Origin of the sequence: Pedobacter sp., from assembly GCF_045628745.1 — a bacterium.
Lineage (GTDB): Bacteria > Bacteroidota > Bacteroidia > Sphingobacteriales > Sphingobacteriaceae > Pedobacter.
Window position 1 is genome coordinate 1 of record NZ_JAZQPU010000380.1, and the last position, 20,550, is coordinate 20,550.

21 protein-coding genes and 1 pseudogene are annotated in these 20,550 nt (G+C 40.6%); 14 read left to right on the plus strand and 8 right to left on the minus strand.

Annotation, left to right across the window (positions count from 1 at the left end):
- The 4 genes and pseudogenes from ACR2F7_RS13835 to ACR2F7_RS13850 all read left to right on the plus strand — a co-directional run.
- Positions 1–204: pseudogene (locus ACR2F7_RS13835) on the plus strand (TerC family protein); the annotation flags it as partial.
- A gap of 63 nt (positions 205–267) precedes the next feature.
- Positions 268–1,323, plus strand: a complete 1,056-nt coding sequence (locus ACR2F7_RS13840; protein ID WP_432714141.1) for a nucleoid-associated protein — start codon at positions 268–270, stop codon at positions 1,321–1,323.
- Between the two features lie 54 nt (positions 1,324–1,377).
- Positions 1,378–2,958 carry an MFS transporter gene (locus ACR2F7_RS13845; protein ID WP_432714142.1) on the plus strand — a complete coding sequence of 527 codons (1,581 nt, stop codon included), beginning with the start codon at positions 1,378–1,380 and terminating at the stop codon, positions 2,956–2,958.
- Between the two features lie 5 nt (positions 2,959–2,963).
- Positions 2,964–3,209: a DUF6814 family protein gene (locus tag ACR2F7_RS13850; protein WP_432714143.1), complete on the plus strand. Its 246-nt coding sequence runs from the start codon at positions 2,964–2,966 to the stop codon at positions 3,207–3,209.
- A 6-nt stretch (positions 3,210–3,215) separates the two neighbouring features.
- Here the strand turns inward: ACR2F7_RS13850 and ACR2F7_RS13855 are convergent, their stop codons facing one another.
- Positions 3,216–4,403: a class I SAM-dependent rRNA methyltransferase gene (locus ACR2F7_RS13855; RefSeq protein ID WP_432714144.1), complete on the minus strand. Its 1,188-nt coding sequence runs from the start codon at positions 4,401–4,403 to the stop codon at positions 3,216–3,218.
- A gap of 123 nt (positions 4,404–4,526) precedes the next feature.
- Here ACR2F7_RS13855 and ACR2F7_RS13860 point away from each other — a divergent pair, with 123 nt between their 5' ends.
- Both ACR2F7_RS13860 and ACR2F7_RS13865 read left to right on the plus strand, forming a co-directional pair.
- Positions 4,527–4,997, plus strand: coding sequence for a nucleoside deaminase (locus ACR2F7_RS13860; protein WP_432714145.1), 471 nt, complete (start codon positions 4,527–4,529; stop codon positions 4,995–4,997).
- A gap of 80 nt (positions 4,998–5,077) precedes the next feature.
- Complete coding sequence (locus ACR2F7_RS13865; protein ID WP_432714146.1) at positions 5,078–5,689, plus strand: superoxide dismutase; 612 nt, start codon at positions 5,078–5,080, stop codon at positions 5,687–5,689.
- 10 nt (positions 5,690–5,699) lie between these two features.
- On the opposite strand, the gene ACR2F7_RS13870 is transcribed toward ACR2F7_RS13865, so the two are convergent.
- The 3 genes from ACR2F7_RS13870 to fcl form a co-directional block, all read right to left on the minus strand.
- Complete coding sequence (locus tag ACR2F7_RS13870; protein ID WP_432714147.1) at positions 5,700–6,986, minus strand: DUF5690 family protein; 1,287 nt, start codon at positions 6,984–6,986, stop codon at positions 5,700–5,702.
- Positions 6,987–7,059: 73 nt separating this feature from the next.
- Entirely contained in the window at positions 7,060–7,992 is a 933-nt protein-coding gene (locus ACR2F7_RS13875) for a hydrogen peroxide-inducible genes activator (RefSeq protein WP_432714148.1), read from the minus strand.
- A 5-nt stretch (positions 7,993–7,997) separates the two neighbouring features.
- Entirely contained in the window at positions 7,998–8,930 is a 933-nt protein-coding gene (fcl, locus tag ACR2F7_RS13880) for a GDP-L-fucose synthase (RefSeq protein WP_432714149.1), read from the minus strand.
- 93 nt (positions 8,931–9,023) lie between these two features.
- On the opposite strand from fcl, the gene trmB reads away from it, so the two are divergent.
- The 4 genes from trmB to ACR2F7_RS13900 are packed head-to-tail and all read left to right on the plus strand — an operon-like array spanning position 9,024 to position 11,001.
- A complete protein-coding gene (gene trmB, locus ACR2F7_RS13885) occupies positions 9,024–9,674 on the plus strand; it encodes a tRNA (guanosine(46)-N7)-methyltransferase TrmB (protein ID WP_432714150.1) in 651 nt (216 codons plus the stop codon).
- A 49-nt stretch (positions 9,675–9,723) separates the two neighbouring features.
- Positions 9,724–10,050, plus strand: a complete 327-nt coding sequence (locus ACR2F7_RS13890) for an MGMT family protein (protein WP_432714151.1) — start codon at positions 9,724–9,726, stop codon at positions 10,048–10,050.
- 43 nt (positions 10,051–10,093) lie between these two features.
- Positions 10,094–10,438 (plus strand): carboxymuconolactone decarboxylase family protein, encoded by a 345-nt coding sequence (locus tag ACR2F7_RS13895; protein WP_432714152.1) that lies wholly within the window; start codon positions 10,094–10,096, stop codon positions 10,436–10,438.
- Positions 10,438–11,001: a DNA-3-methyladenine glycosylase I gene (locus tag ACR2F7_RS13900; protein WP_432714153.1), complete on the plus strand. Its 564-nt coding sequence runs from the start codon at positions 10,438–10,440 to the stop codon at positions 10,999–11,001. The genes ACR2F7_RS13895 and ACR2F7_RS13900 overlap by 1 nt, the downstream gene beginning before the upstream one ends.
- A 3-nt stretch (positions 11,002–11,004) precedes the next feature.
- On the opposite strand, the gene ACR2F7_RS13905 is transcribed toward ACR2F7_RS13900, so the two are convergent.
- A complete protein-coding gene (locus tag ACR2F7_RS13905; RefSeq protein WP_432714154.1) occupies positions 11,005–11,685 on the minus strand; it encodes a hypothetical protein in 681 nt (226 codons plus the stop codon).
- A 293-nt stretch (positions 11,686–11,978) separates the two neighbouring features.
- On the opposite strand from ACR2F7_RS13905, the gene polA reads away from it, so the two are divergent.
- The gene (gene polA / locus ACR2F7_RS13910) at positions 11,979–14,789 is read left to right on the plus strand and encodes a DNA polymerase I (RefSeq protein ID WP_432714155.1); all 2,811 of its coding nucleotides are present in this window, start codon (positions 11,979–11,981) and stop codon (positions 14,787–14,789) included.
- A gap of 83 nt (positions 14,790–14,872) precedes the next feature.
- On the opposite strand, the gene ACR2F7_RS13915 is transcribed toward polA, so the two are convergent.
- The 3 genes from ACR2F7_RS13915 to namA form a co-directional block, all read right to left on the minus strand.
- Positions 14,873–15,550 (minus strand): metal-dependent hydrolase, encoded by a 678-nt coding sequence (locus tag ACR2F7_RS13915; protein ID WP_432714156.1) that lies wholly within the window; start codon positions 15,548–15,550, stop codon positions 14,873–14,875.
- A 9-nt stretch (positions 15,551–15,559) separates the two neighbouring features.
- A complete protein-coding gene (locus ACR2F7_RS13920) occupies positions 15,560–15,865 on the minus strand; it encodes a YbaB/EbfC family nucleoid-associated protein (RefSeq protein ID WP_432714157.1) in 306 nt (101 codons plus the stop codon).
- A gap of 134 nt (positions 15,866–15,999) precedes the next feature.
- The gene (gene namA / locus ACR2F7_RS13925) at positions 16,000–17,082 is read right to left on the minus strand and encodes an NADPH dehydrogenase NamA (protein ID WP_432714158.1); all 1,083 of its coding nucleotides are present in this window, start codon (positions 17,080–17,082) and stop codon (positions 16,000–16,002) included.
- Between the two features lie 482 nt (positions 17,083–17,564).
- Here namA and ACR2F7_RS13930 point away from each other — a divergent pair, with 482 nt between their 5' ends.
- From ACR2F7_RS13930 to argC, 3 genes are all read left to right on the plus strand, one after another.
- The gene (locus ACR2F7_RS13930; RefSeq protein WP_432714159.1) at positions 17,565–18,215 is read left to right on the plus strand and encodes a GNAT family N-acetyltransferase; all 651 of its coding nucleotides are present in this window, start codon (positions 17,565–17,567) and stop codon (positions 18,213–18,215) included.
- 170 nt (positions 18,216–18,385) lie between these two features.
- Positions 18,386–19,579: an argininosuccinate synthase gene (argG, locus tag ACR2F7_RS13935; protein WP_432714160.1), complete on the plus strand. Its 1,194-nt coding sequence runs from the start codon at positions 18,386–18,388 to the stop codon at positions 19,577–19,579.
- Positions 19,569–20,540 carry an N-acetyl-gamma-glutamyl-phosphate reductase gene (gene argC / locus ACR2F7_RS13940; RefSeq protein ID WP_432714161.1) on the plus strand — a complete coding sequence of 324 codons (972 nt, stop codon included), beginning with the start codon at positions 19,569–19,571 and terminating at the stop codon, positions 20,538–20,540. The genes argG and argC overlap by 11 nt, the downstream gene beginning before the upstream one ends.
- The last annotated feature ends 10 nt before the right edge of the window (positions 20,541–20,550 follow it).

Consider the following 20,550-nt stretch of genomic DNA (forward strand, 5'->3'; position numbering starts at 1 on the left):
ACGGTTAAAATGCTTGCCCTATCGTTTTTATTGTTGATTGGGGTTTCGCTGTTAGCAGAGGGCTTTGACCAGCACATACCAAAAGGATATATCTATTTTGCCATGGCTTTCTCTATTTTAGTAGAGATGCTCAACTTGAAAATGAAAAAGAAGAGCAAAGACCCATTGGTATTAAGAGATACACCCAGAGAAAATAAGGGCTAATTTTATTGGCGCTATTCAATTACTAAAAGTACTTTTGCCTTCCATTAACGGCAAAAGTACTTTATGATTTCATTTTTTGAAGCCTCTCTGGCTGAACTTTCCATACATAGAATAGGCAATAAAGCTGAAGATGAGTTTTATGTGCTCTCCGACCAATCCCTTGTGATCCAGGACGAACAGCTTAAAGAACTGCTTTTGCAATACTTTTTAAGCCCGTATTTAAAGGTAAATGAAATTTACCGTTTCTTTCATCCCAATGATGATTTAAACCTGAACGAGGTCTACCACTTTGCCGAAGCTATTTTTGAAAAAGGAGGCAGCTTCCACGAAAACAGTCAGCAGCTGGCTAAATACCTTTATGAAATTTCCAGTCACCCGAAAATTAAATCAGGGGAACTCTATGTGGCCTATTTTGAAAATGTACAAATTGAAGGCGAAGTGCATGATGCCATCGGGATCTTTAAATCAGAAAATAAAGAGACCTATTTAAAGGTTTACCCTGAAAATAGTGGCTTTAACGTGAGCTATGAGCAGGAAGCAATCAACATCAGCAAGCTTGATAAAGGCTGTCTGATTATCAATACAGAAAAAGAAGAAGGCTATAAAGTAGCGGTAATCGATCAAACCAACCGCAGCACAGAAGCTGTTTATTGGAAAGATGAATTTCTGAAACTTAAAATCAGGAACGACAACTATAATCAAACTAATAATGTATTGGGGGTTTACAAGAATTTCGTTACCCAAAAACTCGATGAAGACTTTGAGATCTCTAAAGCAGATAAAATTGATCTGTTGAACAAATCGATGAAGTACTTCAAAGAAAAAGAAAGCTTTGATATTGATGAGTTTGCCAATGAAGTAATTGCCAACGCCGATGGAATTGAGTCTTTCAAGAACTTTAAAAAGAGCTATGAAGATGAATTTGATACCACTATTGCCGATAGCTTCGACATTTCTGAGGCTGCAGTAAAAAAACAAAGCCGCGCTTTTAAAAGCATCATCAAATTAGACAAGAACTTTCATATTTACATCCATGGTAACAAGGATTTAATTGAAAAAGGCTTTGATGATGATAAATCTATGAATTTTTACAAAGTATATTTCAAAGAAGAGTTATAAACTCGTAATTAATTGTAGCTTTATTTGTAGAAACCAAATATCTCGCTACAATACATGAGTACTGAACCTAAAACCAACAGCATTTTTAAAGTTATTGGTGCCTCCTCGCTGGGGACACTGATAGAATGGTACGATTTTTACATTTTTGGAAGTCTTGCCACCATCATTGGATCACAACTGTTCCCGGCTGATGCAGGTGCATCAGCCTTAATTAACACCCTGGCCATCTTTGCCGCCGGTTTTATTGTCAGGCCCTTTGGCGCCCTTGTTTTTGGCCGCCTTGGAGACCTGATTGGCCGTAAACACACCTTTCTGCTCACCCTGGTGTTAATGGGTGGCTCTACCTTTTTAATTGGCCTTATCCCTTCCTATTCAACGATAGGCTATGCAGCACCAATTTTAGTTTTAATTTTGCGCTTAGTGCAGGGTCTTGCCCTGGGGGGCGAATATGGTGGTGCGGCAACCTATGTTGCAGAACATGCACCGGCCAATAAACGTGGCTTTTTTACCAGCTGGATCCAAACCACAGCTACTGGTGGCCTTTTCCTTTCATTAGGCATTATTGTAGTCACCAAAAACCTTTTAGGTGCCGAAGATTTCGCTTCCTGGGGATGGAGAGTGCCCTTTTTATTATCTATTCTACTGGTGGGTGTTTCCATTTACATCCGCTTAAAGATGCATGAATCACCTATGTTTTCCAAATTAAAAGCAGAAGGTAAAGTATCTAAAAACCCTTTAAAAGAAAGTTTCAGCAAAAAAGGAAACTTCAAAATGGTGCTGCTTGCCTTATTTGGTGCTACCATGGGGCAGGGGGTTATCTGGTATACCGGACAATTCTATGCACAGTCTTTCCTTGAAAATACCTGTAAGGTAGATTTTAACGATTCTCGTTATATCCTGTTATGGGGCATTGCATTTGCCACACCATTCTTCGTTATTTTTGGTGCATGGAGCGACCGCATTGGTCGTAAATGGATCATGCTGACAGGTATGCTTTTAGGTGTCATCTTTTACAGGCCCATTTACCAGGTTTTTATGGATGATACCGATGTGAGTCGGGTTACCCAACAAGATATCAAGGAAGTGAGCGCGCCTGTGGTTACACGTACTGCCATTCTTAACAGTACAGACAGCCTGGTAACAACCAGCTCCAGGGTAACCTTGTTAAGTGGTGCGTCATTTACCAAGGTAGAAACGGCTGCGCAATTTGATGAGTCAGGAAAAGCTGCTGTAGCAGCATCCACTGTTTATAAAGATAAAATATTGAGCACTGGGGTTTTCTGGAAATTTGTAGGATTGATCTTTTTCCAGATTTTATTGGTGACTATGGTTTACGGACCTATTGCTGCTTTCCTTGTAGAGCTCTTTCCAACAAAAATAAGGTATACTTCCATGTCTCTGCCTTACCATGTAGGGAACGGTGTTTTTGGTGGTCTGGTGCCCTTTATAGCAACGCTGATTGCCAGTTTTGCCGGTGCTGATCCTTTAGCAGGATTATGGTATCCTATTGGCATTGCTGCCTTAGGCTTCCTGATTGGTGCTATTTACTTATCTAACCAAAAACCAGATCACGGTGAGGAGGAGCATGATCATGCCAACCCTGCAACACTGATTAACGAAACTGAAAAAATTTAAGCACCATGAACAACTTAAAAAAGACACTCGGACTTTTTTGGATGCTGCTCGGTCCGGCATCTATTATCTTTTTATTTATGCAAGCCCTGGAGAAAATAGGGCTTGCTGCCCCAGGCGTAGACCAAACGAATACTGCCCTGCAATGGGGCATCATCCTGTTCATTTTTATCCCCATCAGCGCAGGCCTTGTTATTTTTGGCTACTACGCTTTTAAGGGTGAATACGATCAGCTGCCTTCGGATGAGGTATAAATAGGGTTATAAAACCCTAAGTAACAATCCTTTTAAATATTCTCCTTCAGAGAAGGAGATACGCACCGGGTGATCTTCCGGCTGGCAAAACTGTTGAATGATTTGAACTTCTTTACCTGCATCTAATGCGGCCCAGGCAATGATTTGCTTAAAGGTATCTATGTCTACCGCTCCTGAACAAGAGAAAGTAGCCAATAAACCTCCTGGTTCCAATAAATGCATGGCAAGGCGGTTCAAATCTTTATAGGCACGTGCTGCACGGTCTAAGGCTGATCTTGATGGCGCGTATTTTGGTGGATCTAAAACAATGATGTCAAACTTCTTGTCTTCTTCTTTAAAGATCCGCAATTGCTTGTTTACATCAGATTGGATGCTGGTCTGGCGATCTTCATTATAGCCGTTTAACTTAACATTATGTTTAAGTGTTTCTATGGCTAATGCAGAGCTGTCAACGCTGGTTACATGACTGGCACCTTTGCTTAAGCTGTTTAAAGAAAAACCGCCACTGTAGCTAAAGCAATCTAATACATGTTTACCTTCAGCATAGTCTGCCAAAAGCCTTCTGTTATCTCTTTGATCGCAGTAAAAGCCAGACTTCTGTCCTTCGGCAATATTGATATGGTAAAGGATACCATTTTCTTTAACTTCAATAAATTCTGGTGGCATTTCACCCCAAAGTAAACCTTGTGCCATTTCCAGGTTTTCATGTGTTCTGGCACTGGAATCACTTTTGTCAAAAATACCTTTTGGCTGCAGTTCTTCTTTTAAGATGGCAATAATGTCTTCTTTAATAGTTTCCATGCCTGCACTTAAAATCTGCAGGGATAAAAAGTCTGCATACTGGTCAACAATTAAACCAGGAAGGAAATCAGCTTCACTGAAAATGAGGCGACAAGTGTTGGTGTTTCCGTCTTTTAAAACATGGCGACGGGCGGCAATGGCATTTTTGATCTTCAGGTGGTACCATTCTTTATCAATAATCTTGCTTTCATCCCATTCCAATAACCTAACGGCAACCCTGGATTGCGCATTGTAATAGCCATAGGCTAAGAATTCTTTATCAGCCGCTCTCACTACTACCACTTCACCATTTACAGGACTTCCTTTAACCTTGTCAATAGCACCTGAAAACATCCAGGGGTGGCGTTGCAGGGCAGCTTTTTCTTTGCCTTTTTTGAGTATTACATCAATCATGAGGCAAAGGTAAAAAAAACCAGCTGAACTCATCTGCTTATTGAAATTAGGATTGTAGGCTTAAGACCAGTATTTTTACAAGGTTAATAGAATGAATAGCCTAAGGGCCGTAAAAAGATTTACATGTATTTTAATTTTACAGGAGAAGAAAATCCTGCTCAGGAAGATGAGCATTACATGCGACTGGCCTTACAGGAGGCGCAAAAGGCTTATGATGCGGATGAAGTTCCTATTGGTGCCATAGTTGTTTGTAAAGGGAAAATAGTGGGCAAGGGATATAATTTAACGGAGCAGCTCAACGATGTAACGGCACATGCAGAAATGCAGGCTTTTACAGCGGCTAGTCAGACTTTAGGGGGCAAATACCTTAAGGAATGCACCCTCTATGTAACTATAGAACCTTGCGTAATGTGTGCCGGTGCCAGCTATTGGATGCAGATTGGCAAGATTGTTTTTGGTGCAAGAGAAGAAAAGAGAGGATTTATCAGTAAAGGGATGCATTTGCTTCATCCGAAAACTATTTTAAAACAAGGGGTGCTAGCACAAGAATGCGGGGCGCTGATGACACGCTTTTTCGCCAGTAAACGTGGTTAATCTTACATAGCATTGAACAAAAGTTAACTATTGTATGTTATATTTGTCTGATAATTATTTAAAACTTAAATCATCATATTATGGCTTTTGAATTACCTGCGTTACCTTACGCAACAGATGCATTAGAACCGCATATCGATAAACAAACCATGGAAATCCACCATGATAAACATCACCAGGCATATGTTACCAATCTAAACAAAGCTTTAGAAGGAAAACCAGAAGCTACACAAAGCCTGGAAGATATCATTAAAAATATCGATAAGTTTCCTGCTGCTGTTAGAAACAATGGTGGTGGTCACTTCAATCACTCTTTATTTTGGGATGTTATTGGCCCAAACAAAGGTGGTGAGCCTACAGGCGCATTAGCTGAGGCAATCAATGCTGCTTTTGGTTCTTTCGCTGATTTCAAAACTAAATTTGCTGAAGCTGGTGCAACGCGTTTTGGTTCTGGATGGGCTTGGTTAAGTGTTGGTGCTGATGGTAAACTTATCGTTTCTTCTACGCCAAACCAAGATAATCCTTTAATGAATGTTGCTGAAGTAAAAGGCACACCTATTTTAGGAATGGATGTATGGGAACATGCTTATTATTTAAAATATCAAAACAGACGTCCTGATTATATCGCTGCATTCTGGAATGTAGTAAACTGGGATGCTGTTGCAGAACGTTTTAAAAAAGCAACTGCTTAATCTTTAAGCGTTAATATTTAAGAAAAGCCTGTTTTTCCTCGAGGAAAGCAGGCTTTTTTGGTTCTGCACTTTTATATTTCAACCTGAAATAAAAGGCTGAAAACAAGGTGAGCATTAAGCCTAATACCGAAAGCCAGATGACACTGTTAGAAAAGAAGGAAACCCAGTTCAACTGCACCTTGAATATTTCTTTAGAGAACAACACGCCCACACTGCCAATGTAACCGAAAGAATCGGCCAGGTATATTAAAAAACCAACATTGCCGGCATACCTGAAGGTTGCAATCAGCCGCTCAAAAAATACGGCATTAAAGGGGATATAAACCATGTATAAGCCTAAGCCTACCAGGGTCATCCACCATAATGGTGCAAGCTGACCATTTATAAATGCAAGCGTTGACAGCCCTGCGAGGATGAAACCCAGGGCAATAAAAACATGGGCAAGCATGAGGGCTTTAAAGTTATTGCGGATCATGACCATGCTGCCAATCAGCACCAGGATGATCAGCGTAATGGGCGTTTCTGTTTTACTGAAAATAGCTGGCTGGTTAAAGAAGCCCATTTCTTTCCACATTTCTGCGCCAAAGTTATCACGGATGTCTCTGAAAATAGTGGCGAAAGTATAAATGAGGATACAAGCTGCTAGTCCGGGTAAAAATCGCTTTAAGAAGATCCTTCTTTGTGCTGCAGTCATGGGGGTACGTTCCATGCGGGCGGCAATATCTGCTTCAACAGGCGCTGGAATTTTCTCCATCAGGTACACAAAAAGCAGCAGTGGTGCCGCAAATAAAAGTCCTGTATAAAAGGGAACCCAGAATTCGGAAAGGTGAAATGTCATCATCAGCCATCCACCGGCAGAACGAACAAAGCCTGATGCAAAGATGAAGCTGACGGCCAGGGTGGCCCCAATAAAGTCTGTGCTGCGCCTGCCTTCAATATAAGAGAATACAACGCCCCAAAGCATGCCTAGTGGAAAGCCATTGATAAAAAGGAACACAATGTTATAGGGTAAGGGCACTATGGCAAAGAATAACCAGCTTAACCAGGAGATACCTGTTAAAATAAGAATAATGGTGCCGCGGCCGCTGCGTTTAAGTTCTGAAATGTATTTGATGCCATAGAATTTAGCCAGCATATAGCCCAATACCTGTGAGATCACCAGGATGGTTTTATAGCTATAACCGGCAATCATGATGCCGTCAAAGGTGGCAACGGTAAAAGATTTGCGGAAACCAAAAATCATGGTGTAAGCCAGAAAGACAACTACTGCTGCATAAATATTTAAAAGACGCTTCATCTAGGGTGTTTGTAAAAGCAAGATAACAAAAAACCGCCTCTTCCGGTGAGGGAAGAGGCGGTTTCCTTTGCATTTATATACCGATAATATCTTTTTTCTTTTTGGTCTTCATGGTCTTAGGCACTACTTCGAGAATTTCATCCTTAAAAGCGTTCAACATCCGCTTTTTGATAAAGTTTTTATGGGTAACCAGGCTGATTTCCCTTACAGGTTCAGGAGATTTAAAGTTCCTTATTTTGCTCAGCTGCTTATTGCTCAGTTCTGCTAAAGCAAGTTCCGGTATAATGGTTGCTCCATTATTGAGGTCAACCATTTTTATTAAGGTCTCCACGCTGCCTGTATTATAGGTGAGTCCCTGCATCCTGTTTTCTTGTGTGGATCTGCAGATATTAAGTACCTGAGAACGCATACAGTGTCTTTCATTCAATAGCCAGATGTTCTCTGACTCCAGGTCTTCCGGATCTATGGTTTTCTTTTTAAAGAGTTTGCTGTTCTTACTGATATAGGTAACAAAGTTTTCATAAAACAGAGGGTCTTCCAGAATTGATTCATCAATAAGAGGAGTAGCCAGCAGGCCACAGTCTAATACTCCGGTTTTAAGATGGTGAATGATGTCTTCAGTGGTATATTCCCAAATCAAGAGTTTCAACGCGGGAAATTTTTCCATCATGGAGGCAATTACCTGCGGTAACAAGTAAGGTGCGAGTGTAGGAATAATGCCCACACGAAGTTCACCAGCAATATCCTGCTGTTGGTTGTTGATGATCTCTTTTATCTTCTGACTTTCCTGAAGAACGATTCTTGCCTGTTCAATAATTTGCGCACCTATTTCTGTGGGTGTTACCGGTTGCCTGCTGCGGTCAAAGAGTTTAACATTCAGCATTTCTTCCAGTTTCTGCACCTGCATACTTAAAGTGGGCTGGGTAACAAAACATTTTTCTGCAGCACCTACAAAACTTCTATAGGTGTCTACAGCAACAATGTATTCCAGTTGAACCAGCGTCATAGGCTTTAAACTAAGTGTTTTTGTAAAAAGTCCTGGTAAGCAAGGGCAATTCCTTCTTCAAGATTTACTTTATGTTTCCAACCCAGGCCGTGTAGTTTTGAAACATCCATTAGTTTACGTGGTGTCCCATCTGGTTTGCTGCTATCGAAAGTTAATTCGCCTTCAAAGCCTACAATCTTTTTAATCAATAAAGCAAGGTCTTTGATGGTTAAATCTTCACCAGTACCAATATTAACCAGGTTGTCATCATTGTAATTCTCCATCAGGTAATAACAAGCATCAGCTAAGTCATCAGCAAATAAGAATTCACGCATTGGTGAGCCTGATCCCCAAATGGTAACTTCTGCACTTCCATTTTCCTTTGCTTCATGAAATTTACGAATCAAGGCTGGTAGAACGTGAGAGTTTTGAGGGTGGTAATTATCGTTATAACCATAAAGGTTAGTGGGCATTACAGAAATGAAGTTACAGTTGTATTGTGCACGGTAAGCATCACACATTTTTATACCTGCAATTTTAGCAATGGCATAAGGCTCATTGGTTTCTTCAAGTAAGCCTGTTAACAGGTATTCTTCTTTTAATGGCTGTGGCGCTAACTTTGGATAAATGCAGCTGGAGCCTAAAAACATTAACTTTTTAACCCCATGTAAATGCGACTGGTGGATAACGTTATTTTGTATACAAAGGTTTTCATAAAGGAAGTCGGCACGGTAGGTGTTATTAGCCACAATACCGCCAACTTTGGCTGCTGCTAAAAACACATATTCTGGTTTTTCTTCTGTAAAGAAAGCAGCGACTGCATTCTGATCTCTTAAATCTAGTTCTGAGGATACCCTGGTAACCAGGTTAGTATAACCTTCCTTTTGTAATTTGCGGTAAATAGCTGAGCCCACCATTCCACGGTGACCAGCAACGTAAATTTTTGAATTTTTTTCCAATGTATATCTGTTTTGCAAACAAAAGTACGAAATAGAAACGAACCTATCTATGAAGATATTTAATTGTATTTTTGCACAAAAAAGTATAAAATAGTGGGTAAGGACAAATTAAGAAAGTTTACAGAGATTGATACATTTGCGAACGTTTACCAAATGGAAGAAGGGAAAGCACTTCGTGGTCAATGGGCAGCGCAGCATTTTAAAAATAACAACCCTATTGTATTGGAGCTGGCTTGTGGCAAAGGAGAATATTCTGTAGGTCTGGCTAAGTTATTTCCAGAGAAAAACTTTATCGGCATAGACCTTAAAGGTAACAGAATTTGGCGTGGTGCACGTACAGGGGTAGATGAAGGCATTGCTAACCTTGCTTTCTTAAGGATACAGATTGAAGATATTGTAGAATATTTTGGAGAGAATGAAGTGGACGAAATCTGGATTACTTTTCCAGATCCACAGCCTCAGGACAGCAGAGAGAAAAAGCGCTTAACTTTTCCGGGTTTCTTGAATAAGTATAAAACGTTTTTGAAGCCGGGTGCTTTTATTAATCTAAAAACCGACAACGATGGTTTGTACAATTACACCGTTGAGAAAGTTGAAGAGTTAGGTTTACCTTGTTACAAGCAAACCACGCAGCTTTATCTTTCTGAGTATTATGATGAGGTGCTTTCCATCAAAACCCATTATGAAAGAATTTACCTGAAGCATGATAAAAACATTAACTATATTCAGTTCTCTTTAGTTTAAGATAAGAATTATTGATAAGGGTGCCGGATTATTTATTTACAGCTTGAAGATGGAGCAGACATTTTACGAACAGGTCTTTGAAGTGGTAAAACTCATCCCCAGGGGCAGGGTAACCTCTTATGGTGCCATAGCCAAAAGCCTGGGTGCTGGTGGATCTTCGCGAATGGTTGGTTTTGCTATGCGCTATGCTGGTACGGTGCATCCGCCGGTTCCAGCACATCGGGTGGTGAACAGCAGCGGTTTGTTGACAGGCAAGTTTCACTTTGACCCACCTGAAAGGATGGCAGACTTACTGGAAAGTGAAGGCTTGCTTGTAAAGAATGATAAAGTGCAAAACTTTAAAGTGCATTTTTGGGATCCTCTAACTGAACTATAGTAATCAAATTAACGTATATCTTAACCAACATAACCCTTTTTCAATGGGAAAATTAGTAGAAGAATTTAACGACTATCGCAGTAAGATGAACGATAGAATTATGGAAACCTCCAATACCAATATCAAAAGGTTTTTTGCTTTGGATACTACCACTTATGCAGAGGGTGCCTTAAATGTGAAAACCAAGGAAATGCTGGGTTTGGTTGCCTCTATGGTTTTGCGTTGCGATGATTGCATCAAATACCATTTGGAAAAATGTTTTCATGAAGGCGTCAACCAGGCAGAAATTAATGAAGTGTTTATGATAGCAAACCTTGTAGGGGGCTCTATCGTTATTCCTCATTACCGCCGCGCTGTAGAATATTGGGATGAATTAAATGCTTCATAATGGCAGAATTGCTTGAACGCTGCTCCTGGTGCGGTACAGATCCTTTATATGTTAAATACCATGATGAGGAATGGGGAAAGCCTGTGGAGGATGATAAAATTCTATTTGAATTTTTAATTCTTGAAGGTGCCCAGGCAGGGTTGAGCTGGATTACCATTTTACGGCGCCGCGAGGGCTATCGCAAAGCATTCGCAGATTTTGAAGTGCAGCAAGTAGCGGCATTCAATGAAGATGATGTGGAACGCTTGATGAATGATACTGGCATCATCAGGAACAGGCTTAAAATCAAGGCCGCTATTAGCAATGCACAGTTATTTATCAAGTTGCAGCAGGAATTTGGCTCCTTTGCCAATTACATGTGGGGATTTTTGCCCGATAGAAAACCAGTGATCAATGATATTGCTGGCCCCGGCATGGTGCCAGCACGTTCGGAACTGTCTGATGCCATCAGCAAAGACATGAAGAAAAGGGGCTTTAAGTTTTTCGGTACCACTATTTGTTATGCTCATATGCAAGCTACAGGCATGGTCAACGATCATTTCAACGATTGTATCTGTAAATAAAGCCTATTTGCGCATGGCATTATAGGCATTTACAAAAGCACGAACATTTCTGGCGTCAAAGTCTTCTGCTTCTTTGAGGCGTTCAGCAAGGTCTTCATCATCGCCTAATTTCTGCAATAATACATTTCTTACCTGTTCAATTCTTTTGTCTGCGCGGCCAGCAATAGGAACTTCAAGAATTGGTCCGGTGCCTGGTTTTTCAATATAAAATACGGCGGTTTGTTTTCCTTCTTGCTTATTGCTGTTGCGCCTGCCACCGCCGATGGTAATTCCACCGCCAAAGCCCACACCGCCATAACCTCCGGATCCTATGCCAACTCCCACAGATGGCCTCACCTGGATTCTTTTTTCTTTGGGTTTTTCTGCTGAGGTGCTTCCCATAGAATAAAGGTTAACGGCACCAGTTTCTTCCACTTTAAAAAAGCGTGACTCCATTTTATTCTTAATCAAAAGAGGTTTGCTGCTGTAGGTGTCGCCGTTCCATAAAAACTCCTTGATGTCTTTTGCTTTGTAAACCCGCACTGTTTGATCATCCAGCAGCAGCTGCACGGTGGCAAAGTCGGCCCCTTTAATCGTTCCTCTAACAATATTACCATCTGTAATGATAACGGCATCTTGCGCAAAACCCGTTGCGCTCATGAGGGTGAAAAAAACAAATAAGATAACTTTTTGATATAACTTCATGGTTGATAGACTAACGTAGATTAATGGAATTGATGACTAGAACAAAAATAAAGATAATAAGGTCAGAATTAATCGCTATTACTAACTTTGATGAAAAACCTTCTGGAAATCATAAAGCCCAGAAAGCTTCATCACCAATCATATAAAATAAACAATGATGAAACCAGCCCCGGCAAGCTTCATCACAGCTAAAATTAAATAAATATTCAATGAAACCTGCATGATTTAACAACTGACTAAATATCAATCAAATTAATGCAAGCTTCATTATCAACAATATAAATAAAGATTCAATGAAAAAACTTTTTCTTCTTGATGGCATGGCACTCATTTACAGAGCACATTTCGCCTTAAGTAAAAGCCCAAGATTTACTTCTACCGGCATCAATACTTCTGCTGTAATGGGTTTTGCCAATACTTTAATGGAAGTGCTGCGGAAAGAAAATCCTACCCATATAGCTGTTGTTTTTGATACCGAAGCACCTACAGAGCGTCATACGGATTTTGAAGCCTACAAAGCACACCGACAAGCGATGCCTGAAGATCTTTCTGCTGCATTACCTTATATTTTTAAGCTGATTGAGGGCTTTAACATTCCCGTGATCACTAAAGATGGCTTTGAAGCAGATGATATTATTGGCACCCTGGCAAAAGAAGCAGAGAAAAAGGGCTTTACCGTATATTGCATGACGCCTGATAAAGATTTTGCACAGTTGGTTTCAGAAAACATCTTTATTTACAAGCCAGCAAGAATGGGTAATTCCATGGAAATTATTGGGGTAAAAGAAGTGTTGGAGAAGTGGGAGATTGAAAACGTTAAACAGGTTATTGATATTTTAGGTTTATGGGGTGATGCTGTCGATAATATTCCGGGGATACCGGGTATAGGGGAGAAAACCGCTAAACTGCTGATTAAACAATATGGATCTGTAGAAAATGTCATTGCCAATGCGCATGAGCTGAAAGGCAAGCAGCGTGAAAATGTAGAAATGTTTGCTGAGCAGGGCATGGTTTCCAAAAAACTGGCAACCATCATTCTGGATGTCCCTGTTGAATTTAACGAAGAAACATTGATACTGGAAGAGCCGAGTAAAGAGTTGTTAGAGCCGCTTTTTGCTGAGTTAGAATTCAGAACACTGGGTAAACGTGTGTTTGGTGAAAACTTTAGCATTGGCAGTGCAGAGGGTAACGGATCTCAACAAATAGATCTTTTCGGTCAGCCTGTAGAAACACCGCAAGACAAATCGACCGTATTTGTTGCGCCTCCATCAATGTTCGAGCAACCTACGGCCAAAACAATTCTTGATGTTGAACACCAATATGAACTGGTGGACACGGCAGAAAAAAGACAAGCTTTAATTACTTTGCTGTTAACACAGGAAAGTATTTCTTTTGATACAGAAACAACAGGTACAGATGCAAACCTTGCCGAACTGGTAGGTCTATCGTTTTGTATTCAACCGGGTACAGGTTATTATATTCCATTGCCTGCTGACCAACAGTTGACGCAACAGCTGGTTGATGAATTCAGACCTGTTCTTGAGAATGAGAACATTGCTAAAATCGGCCAGAACATTAAATACGATATTTTGGTGATGAAATGGTATGGCATTCATTTGAAAGGTAAGTTGTTCGATACCATGTTGGCTCATTACTTAATTGACCCGGATACGCGCCATAACATGGATCTCTTATCGGAAAATTATTTAAACTATCGCCCAATTTCGATCACTACCTTAATTGGTGCGAAAGGTAAAAATCAAGGCACCATGAGGGATGTTCCAGTAGAGAAAGTGGTAGATTATGCTGCGGAAGATGCAGATGTAACCTTGCAGCTGGCCAATTTATTTGAGCCCATGCTGAAAGATTTAAATGCCTACCAACTTGCCATTGAGGTGGAAAACCCATTGATCTACGTTTTGGCAGACATTGAAAAAGAAGGGGTAAAGATTGATGTAGAAACCCTGCAAAATTATTCTAAGGAGCTGGAAACAGATATCAGAAGGTATGAGCAGAATGTATTTGATAAATGTGGGGTTACTTTTAACCTGGCCTCACCCAAACAATTAGGTGAAGTGCTTTTTGATAAACTACAGCTAGATCCGAAAGCGAAGAAAACAAAAACGGGGCAATACCAAACCGGTGAGGATGTTTTATTAGCCTTAGCGAGTAAAAGTGATGTGGTTAAAGATATTCTTGACTTCCGTCAGCTGCAGAAATTGAAATCTACTTATGTAGATGCCCTGCCTTTATTGGTGAATCCTAAAACAGGAAGGGTGCATACCAGCTTTAACCAGGCGATTGCTGCCACGGGAAGGTTGAGTTCTAATAACCCTAACCTACAGAATATTCCTATCCGCACAGAGCGTGGTAGGGAAGTGCGTAAAGCGTTTATCCCAAGAGATAAAGATCACGTTTTACTTTCGGCAGATTATTCGCAGATTGAGCTGCGCATTATCGCTGAAATCAGCAAAGAAGAAAATATGTTGGATGCTTTCAGTAAGGGCATCGATATCCATACCGCCACTGCAGCAAAAGTTTACGGCCTATCTATTGAAGAGGTAACTTCAGACCAGCGCAGGAATGCCAAAGCAGTTAACTTTGGTATCATCTATGGGCAGTCGGCCTTTGGTTTATCGCAAAATTTAGGTATTCCACGTAAAGAAGCCGCGGCAATTATTGAACAGTATTTTGAGCAGTATCCCGGTATCAAAAGATACATGACAGATACGATGAACTTTGCCCGTGAAAATGGTTATGTACAAACTATATTAGGCAGAAGAAGGTATTTACGTGATATCAACTCCGCTAACCAAACAGTAAGAGGTTTTGCCGAGCGAAATGCAATCAATGCACCGATACAGGGTTCAGCAGCAGACTTAATTAAAGTGGCCATGATTAACATTCACAGTGACATGCAAAGCAGAGGTTTGAAATCTAAAATGACCATGCAGGTGCATGATGAGTTAGTGTTTGATGTATTGCGGACAGAGGTTGCGGAAATGAAAGAGATCATTGCACACCGTATGAAAACAGCCATCAAAACAACAGTACCCATAGAAATAGAAATTGGAGAAGGTGAGAACTGGCTGGAAGCACATTAAGGTTACACCATGATCAATAAAAAAGCCCCCAGAAATTTGAATTTTGGGGGCTTTTTTATTGATAAAAATAGAGACAATCGTATTTATAATTCTATAGTTTCGCCAATGGCGGGTAATAATAATTGTTTGTTGTCTCTTTTAAATTTGGCAATAGCCTCTTCGGTATCAATTTCAATAACCGGGAAAGTATTGTAATGAACGCCAATCACGTTATCGCAGTTGATGTAACCGGTCGCAATCAAGGCATCATCAACATCCATGGTATAATTGCCGCCAATAGGTAAAATGGCATAGTTCAATTTATACAGGTCGGCCAATAATTTCATGTCAAGGTTAAGTGAGGTGTCACCAGCAAAATAAATGACCATGCCTGCTGTTTCCAATACAAAACCAGCAGGATTTCCACCATAGCTGCCATCAGGCATAGAGCTGGAATGTGTTGCCCACACCATGCGCAAAGTACCGAAGTCAAACTTCTGCTTGCCGAAATTCATGCCGTGGGTATTGGTCACGCCCTGGCTTTCTGCCCAGCCGATTACCTCTACCATAGCAATTACTTTAGCACCCGTTTGATTCGCTAACGTTACTAAGTCTGCCACATGATCACCATGCCCATGACTTACCAGTATATAATCTGCAGCAATAGTGCTGATGTCTATATGCTTTGCTAAAGGATTTGGCGTAATAAAAGGATCAAATAAAAATTTGATGCCATTGGCTTCTAAAAGGAAGCACGATTGTCCATAATAAGTATATTTCATGTAATTGAATTAACCGCCAAACATTCCACCCAAGCCACCCAGCATATCTTTAGTTGCAGACTGCATTTCAGTAGCACTTACCTGATCTGCCTGTACCAGCGCTTTATTGATGGCTGTTAACAACAGTTCTTCCAATTCTTCTTTATCAGCTTGTTTATAAAACTCTTCCTGAATTTCAATAGCTGTAATTGCTTTGTTTGCTGTAGCGGTAACTTTGATGGCACCACCTTCAACTTCCCCGTAAACAGAAACGGTGTCTAATCTTTTCTTTATCTCTTCCGCTTTTTGTTGCGCGGCCATTAATTTATCGAACATAACTTTGTGTTTTAATGAAAAACGAAATTAAGGGAAATTAGTTTAATATTTTAAGCATTTATTCACTGTCAAAAACACACAATACGGCACATTCATGCTTTTCATGTCGTCAGTAGTATAATGATTGTTAAATATTAATGTTTAACCTTTTTTCTTGGTTTAGCTCTTTCGTATTGTTGGGGCCACTGCACTTCTTCATCTAGCTCAAACGCAGCATGAAGTGGGAAGTAGGGGTCTCTTAACAACTCGCGGGCAACAAAAATAAGATCTGCCTGTCCTTTTTGCAGAATTTCTTCCGCCTGCTGTGCACCTGTTATTAAACCTACTGCACCTGTAGGCATGCCTGTTTCTTTTTTAATGCGTTCTGCAAATTGCACCTGGTAGCCTGGTGATAAAGGTATTTGTTGGTGAGCTGCTAGTCCGCCGGAAGAACAGTCAATAAGCGCTACTCCTTTATCAACTAACATTGAAGCAAGTTTTACAGCTTCATCAGCGGTCCAGCCCCCTTCAGCCCAATCTGTAGCAGATATGCGAACCAGTAAAGGGTTTTCAGTCGGCCATACTTGCTGCACGCCGTCTATAATCTCCATCAACAGACGGATGCGGTTGTCAAAGCTTCCGCCATATTCATCTGTGCGGGTGTTACTCAGCGGAGAAAGGAACTGGTGAATTAGATAACCATGGGCGGCATGGATTTCGATAACTTTATATCCAGCGCTTAATGCGCGAGTGGCAGCGGCTTTAAAGTCACTGCTTACTTTTTGTATGCCTTCCAAGGTTAAAGCAAGCGGTGCCGCATCACCTTCATGAAAAGGAATAGCACTAGGTGCTACAGTCTGCCAACTATTAGGGCCGCTGGTAATTTGCCTGCCACCTTCCCATGGTGGAGTAGAGCTGGCTTTTCTGCCTGCATGGGCCAGCTGGATACCTGCAATGGCGCCATGCTGGTGGATAAATGAATTGATTTTCTGCAGCATCTCCAGGTGTTCATCCTTCCAGATCCCTAAATCACCAGCAGAAATTCTTCCTTCCGGAGATACCGCACTGGCTTCCTGAATAATTAATGCAGCGCCACCAACAGCCCTGCTTCCAAGATGGACCAGGTGCCAATCATTGGCAAAGCCATCTTCAGCGGAATACTGACACATAGGGGAGACTACTATTCTATTTCTAAGCGTTAGAGACTTTATATTATAGGGAGAAAAGAGTAATGACATAATTATTTTTTTAGCAAATTAACAACAACAATAGTTAAATGTTTAAGTGCTGATGTAATAGAAATATCCTTTTCTAGCCAGCGTGAAAAAGGCTCTTTCAGAAAGCCTTAAAAATTAGCGATTTAAGCGCCTTAAAATTTCGCTTTGCTGGTGTTAAGGAATAATGAATGGAATGTAAAAAAATAAAAAAATATTGCACAACTCAATATTTATTTAAACCTTTGCGGCTCAAGTAATTTAATTGGGAAACATATAAATAATGAGCAAGCAAAATATACATAAACTATCCATCCTGGAAGCAAAGAATATTGCCTCCAGAAGTTTATTTATTGAGCGATTACAGCCCATCTTCTTTGTGTCAAATCACCGGCAAAATTATACACCCCGTATTTGAGTTATATTCTTTACTCAAATTCTTAGAGGTAGAGTTCCTCTTCAAAACCAATTAATCTGATTTTTTATCTTTTTTCGTTATCCTATTAATGAATATAAACGATTTTGTAGTGCAGGTTGCACTTCCTGAACATCGTGTTTTCGCAGAAGAAATCTGCGAAGAAATGGCGGAATCTGCTAAAGCCCGTGGTACGGGTATAGCAAAACGTTCACCAGACTACGTTGCAGGTAAAATCTCCGATGGTAAAGCAGTCATTGCTTTCCATAAAGATGGCAGCTGGGCTGGCTTCTGTTACATAGAAACATGGAGCCACGGCATGTTTGTGGCCAATTCTGGCCTTATCGTAAATCCTGCTTTTAGAAAAGTAGGTCTGGCAAATGCCATTAAACATAAAATATTTGAACTGTCGAGAATTAAGTACCCGAAAGCTAAAATATTTGGTTTAACAACAGGCCTTGCTGTGATGAAAATCAACTCTGACTTGGGTTATGAGCCGGTTACCTATTCAGAATTAACGCAAGACGAAGATTTCTGGAAGGGCTGCCAAAGCTGTGTCAACTTTGAGATCCTTAAAAGTAAGGACCGCAAAAATTGTATGTGTACGGCAATGTTATATGACCCGGCAACACAAAAACATGATGTAGCCAAGAAGTTTGCCGAAGAGCTGGAAAGAAAACCTAAGCTTTATGAACGTTTTATGCGCATCAAACAAAGGTTGATCGTTAAGGCTAAGCCATAAACCGGTTAAATAATAAATGCCTAAATTCGTCACCAGGCAGCCCCGCAAGGAATGCCTGATGACCTTTAACACATAAATTATACTCATGAAACCATCATGGGCATTGCTCAAAAAAGCGTAAAGATTGCTCATGATAGCTTCATCACCGTTAAAAAACAAATTATAAACTAATGAAAAAAAAAGTTGTTTTAGCTTTTAGCGGAGGTTTAGATACCTCATTTTGTTGCATTTATCTTGCTCAGGATCGCGATTTAGAAGTTCACTCTGTTATTGTTAACACGGGTGGTTTCTCAGAAAAGGAATTACAGGAAATTGAAACCCGTGCTTATGCACTAGGGGTAACATCTCATGCTGTAGTTGATGAAACAGCTAATTATTATGATAGTTGTATAAAATACCTTGTATTTGGAAATGTGTTGAAAAATGCTACTTATCCGCTTTCTGTGAGTGCAGAGCGTGTAAGTCAGGCTACAGCCATTGCCAACTACGTTAAAAAAATTGGAGCTGATTATGTTGCTCATGGCAGTACAGGTGCTGGAAACGACCAGGTACGTTTTGACATGATCTTCAACATCATCATTCCTCAGGTAGAAATCATTACGCCAATCAGGGATTTAAAATTATCCCGTGAAGCGGAAATTGAATACCTGGAGAACCATGGTGTTAGCTATAGTGCTGAAAAAGCAAGATATTCAATCAATAAAGGCCTTTGGGGAACTTCTGTTGGTGGCAAAGAAACCTTAACTTCTAACGAAACTTTACCTGAAGAAGCATGGCCAACCCAGGTTTCTGAAACTGAAGCCCGTAAAATAGAACTTACCTTTAAAAAAGGGGAATTAGTAGCTATTGACGGTGAAGTAATGGAGCCCGTTAAAGCTATCCAACAGTTACAGGCTATTGCACAACCTTATGGCATTGGTCGTGATATCCACGTGGGCGATACCATCATTGGTATTAAGGGCCGTGTAGGCTTTGAAGCTGCCGCACCAATGGTCATCATCAAAGCACACCATACTTTAGAAAAACATACTTTAACAAAATGGCAGTTGTCATGGAAAGAGCAATTGGCTTCTTTTTATGGGAACTGGTTGCATGAAGGTCAATTTCACGACCCTGTAATGCGCAACATAGAAGCATTTTTAGCGGATACACAAAAAACCGTTAGCGGAAAAGTGTTTGTAGAATTGCTTCCTTACCGTTTCCAGATCATTGGTATTGAGTCTGCACATGACTTAATGAGCAATAAATTTGGCAGCTACGGCGAAATGAACAACTCATGGAGTGGAGAAGATGTAAAAGGCTTTTCTAAAATCTTTGGCAACCAGGTAATGATCTGGCATAAAGTGAACAGTCATGAAGATTAAAGCAGGCATTGTTGGCGGTGCAGGTTATACAGGGGGCGAAATGCTTCGCCTGTTAATCAACCACCCTTCAGTAGACATTGCCTTTGTATTGAGCAGCAGCAACGAGGGAAACCTTGTTTCTGCTGTCCATACCGACCTTATCGGAGACACAGATCTACGTTTCTCTGGTGAGCTTCTTCAGGATATCGATGTACTCTTCTTATGTGTGGGCCATGGCGATGCTAAAAAGTACTTAGCAGCGAATCCTGTTAACCCATCTGTTAAAATTATTGACCTCAGTCAGGATTTCAGGTTAAAGGTTAATGCAGGTGATGCCTGGATTTATGGTCTGCCTGAATTAAACCGTGAGGCCATTAAATCGGCAAATTATATTGCCAATCCAGGATGTTTTGCTACTTGTATCCAGTTAGGCTTGCTTCCATTAGCGGCAGCAGGTTTGCTGAAAAGTGAAGTGCATATCAATGCCACAACAGGCTCTACAGGTGCCGGACAAAGTCCTTCGGCTACTACACACTTCAGCTGGAGAAACAATAACCTTTCTGTCTATAAGGCTTTTGACCACCAGCATTTAAATGAAATTGGCGAAAGCCTGCTTCAGGCAGATGCCGGTTTTAACAGCAGCCTGAACTTTATTCCGCAGCGTGGCGATTTTTCTCGCGGAATTTTAGCGGCGATGTATACGGAAACATCACTTTCTGCCGAAGAGTTACAAAAATTATATAAGGACTATTATGCTACGCATGAATTTACCCATGTGAGTGAGAAAAATATCGACTTAAAACAAGTGGTTAATACCAATAAAGCGCTGGTACATGTAGAAAAACATGGGTCAAAGGTGTTCATTGTGAGTATTATTGATAATTTATTGAAAGGGGCAAGCGGACAAGCGGTTCAGAATATGAATTTGATGTTTGGTTTGCCAGAACGGCAGGGCCTGGCACTTAAAGCAACTGCATTCTAAAATTAAGAAA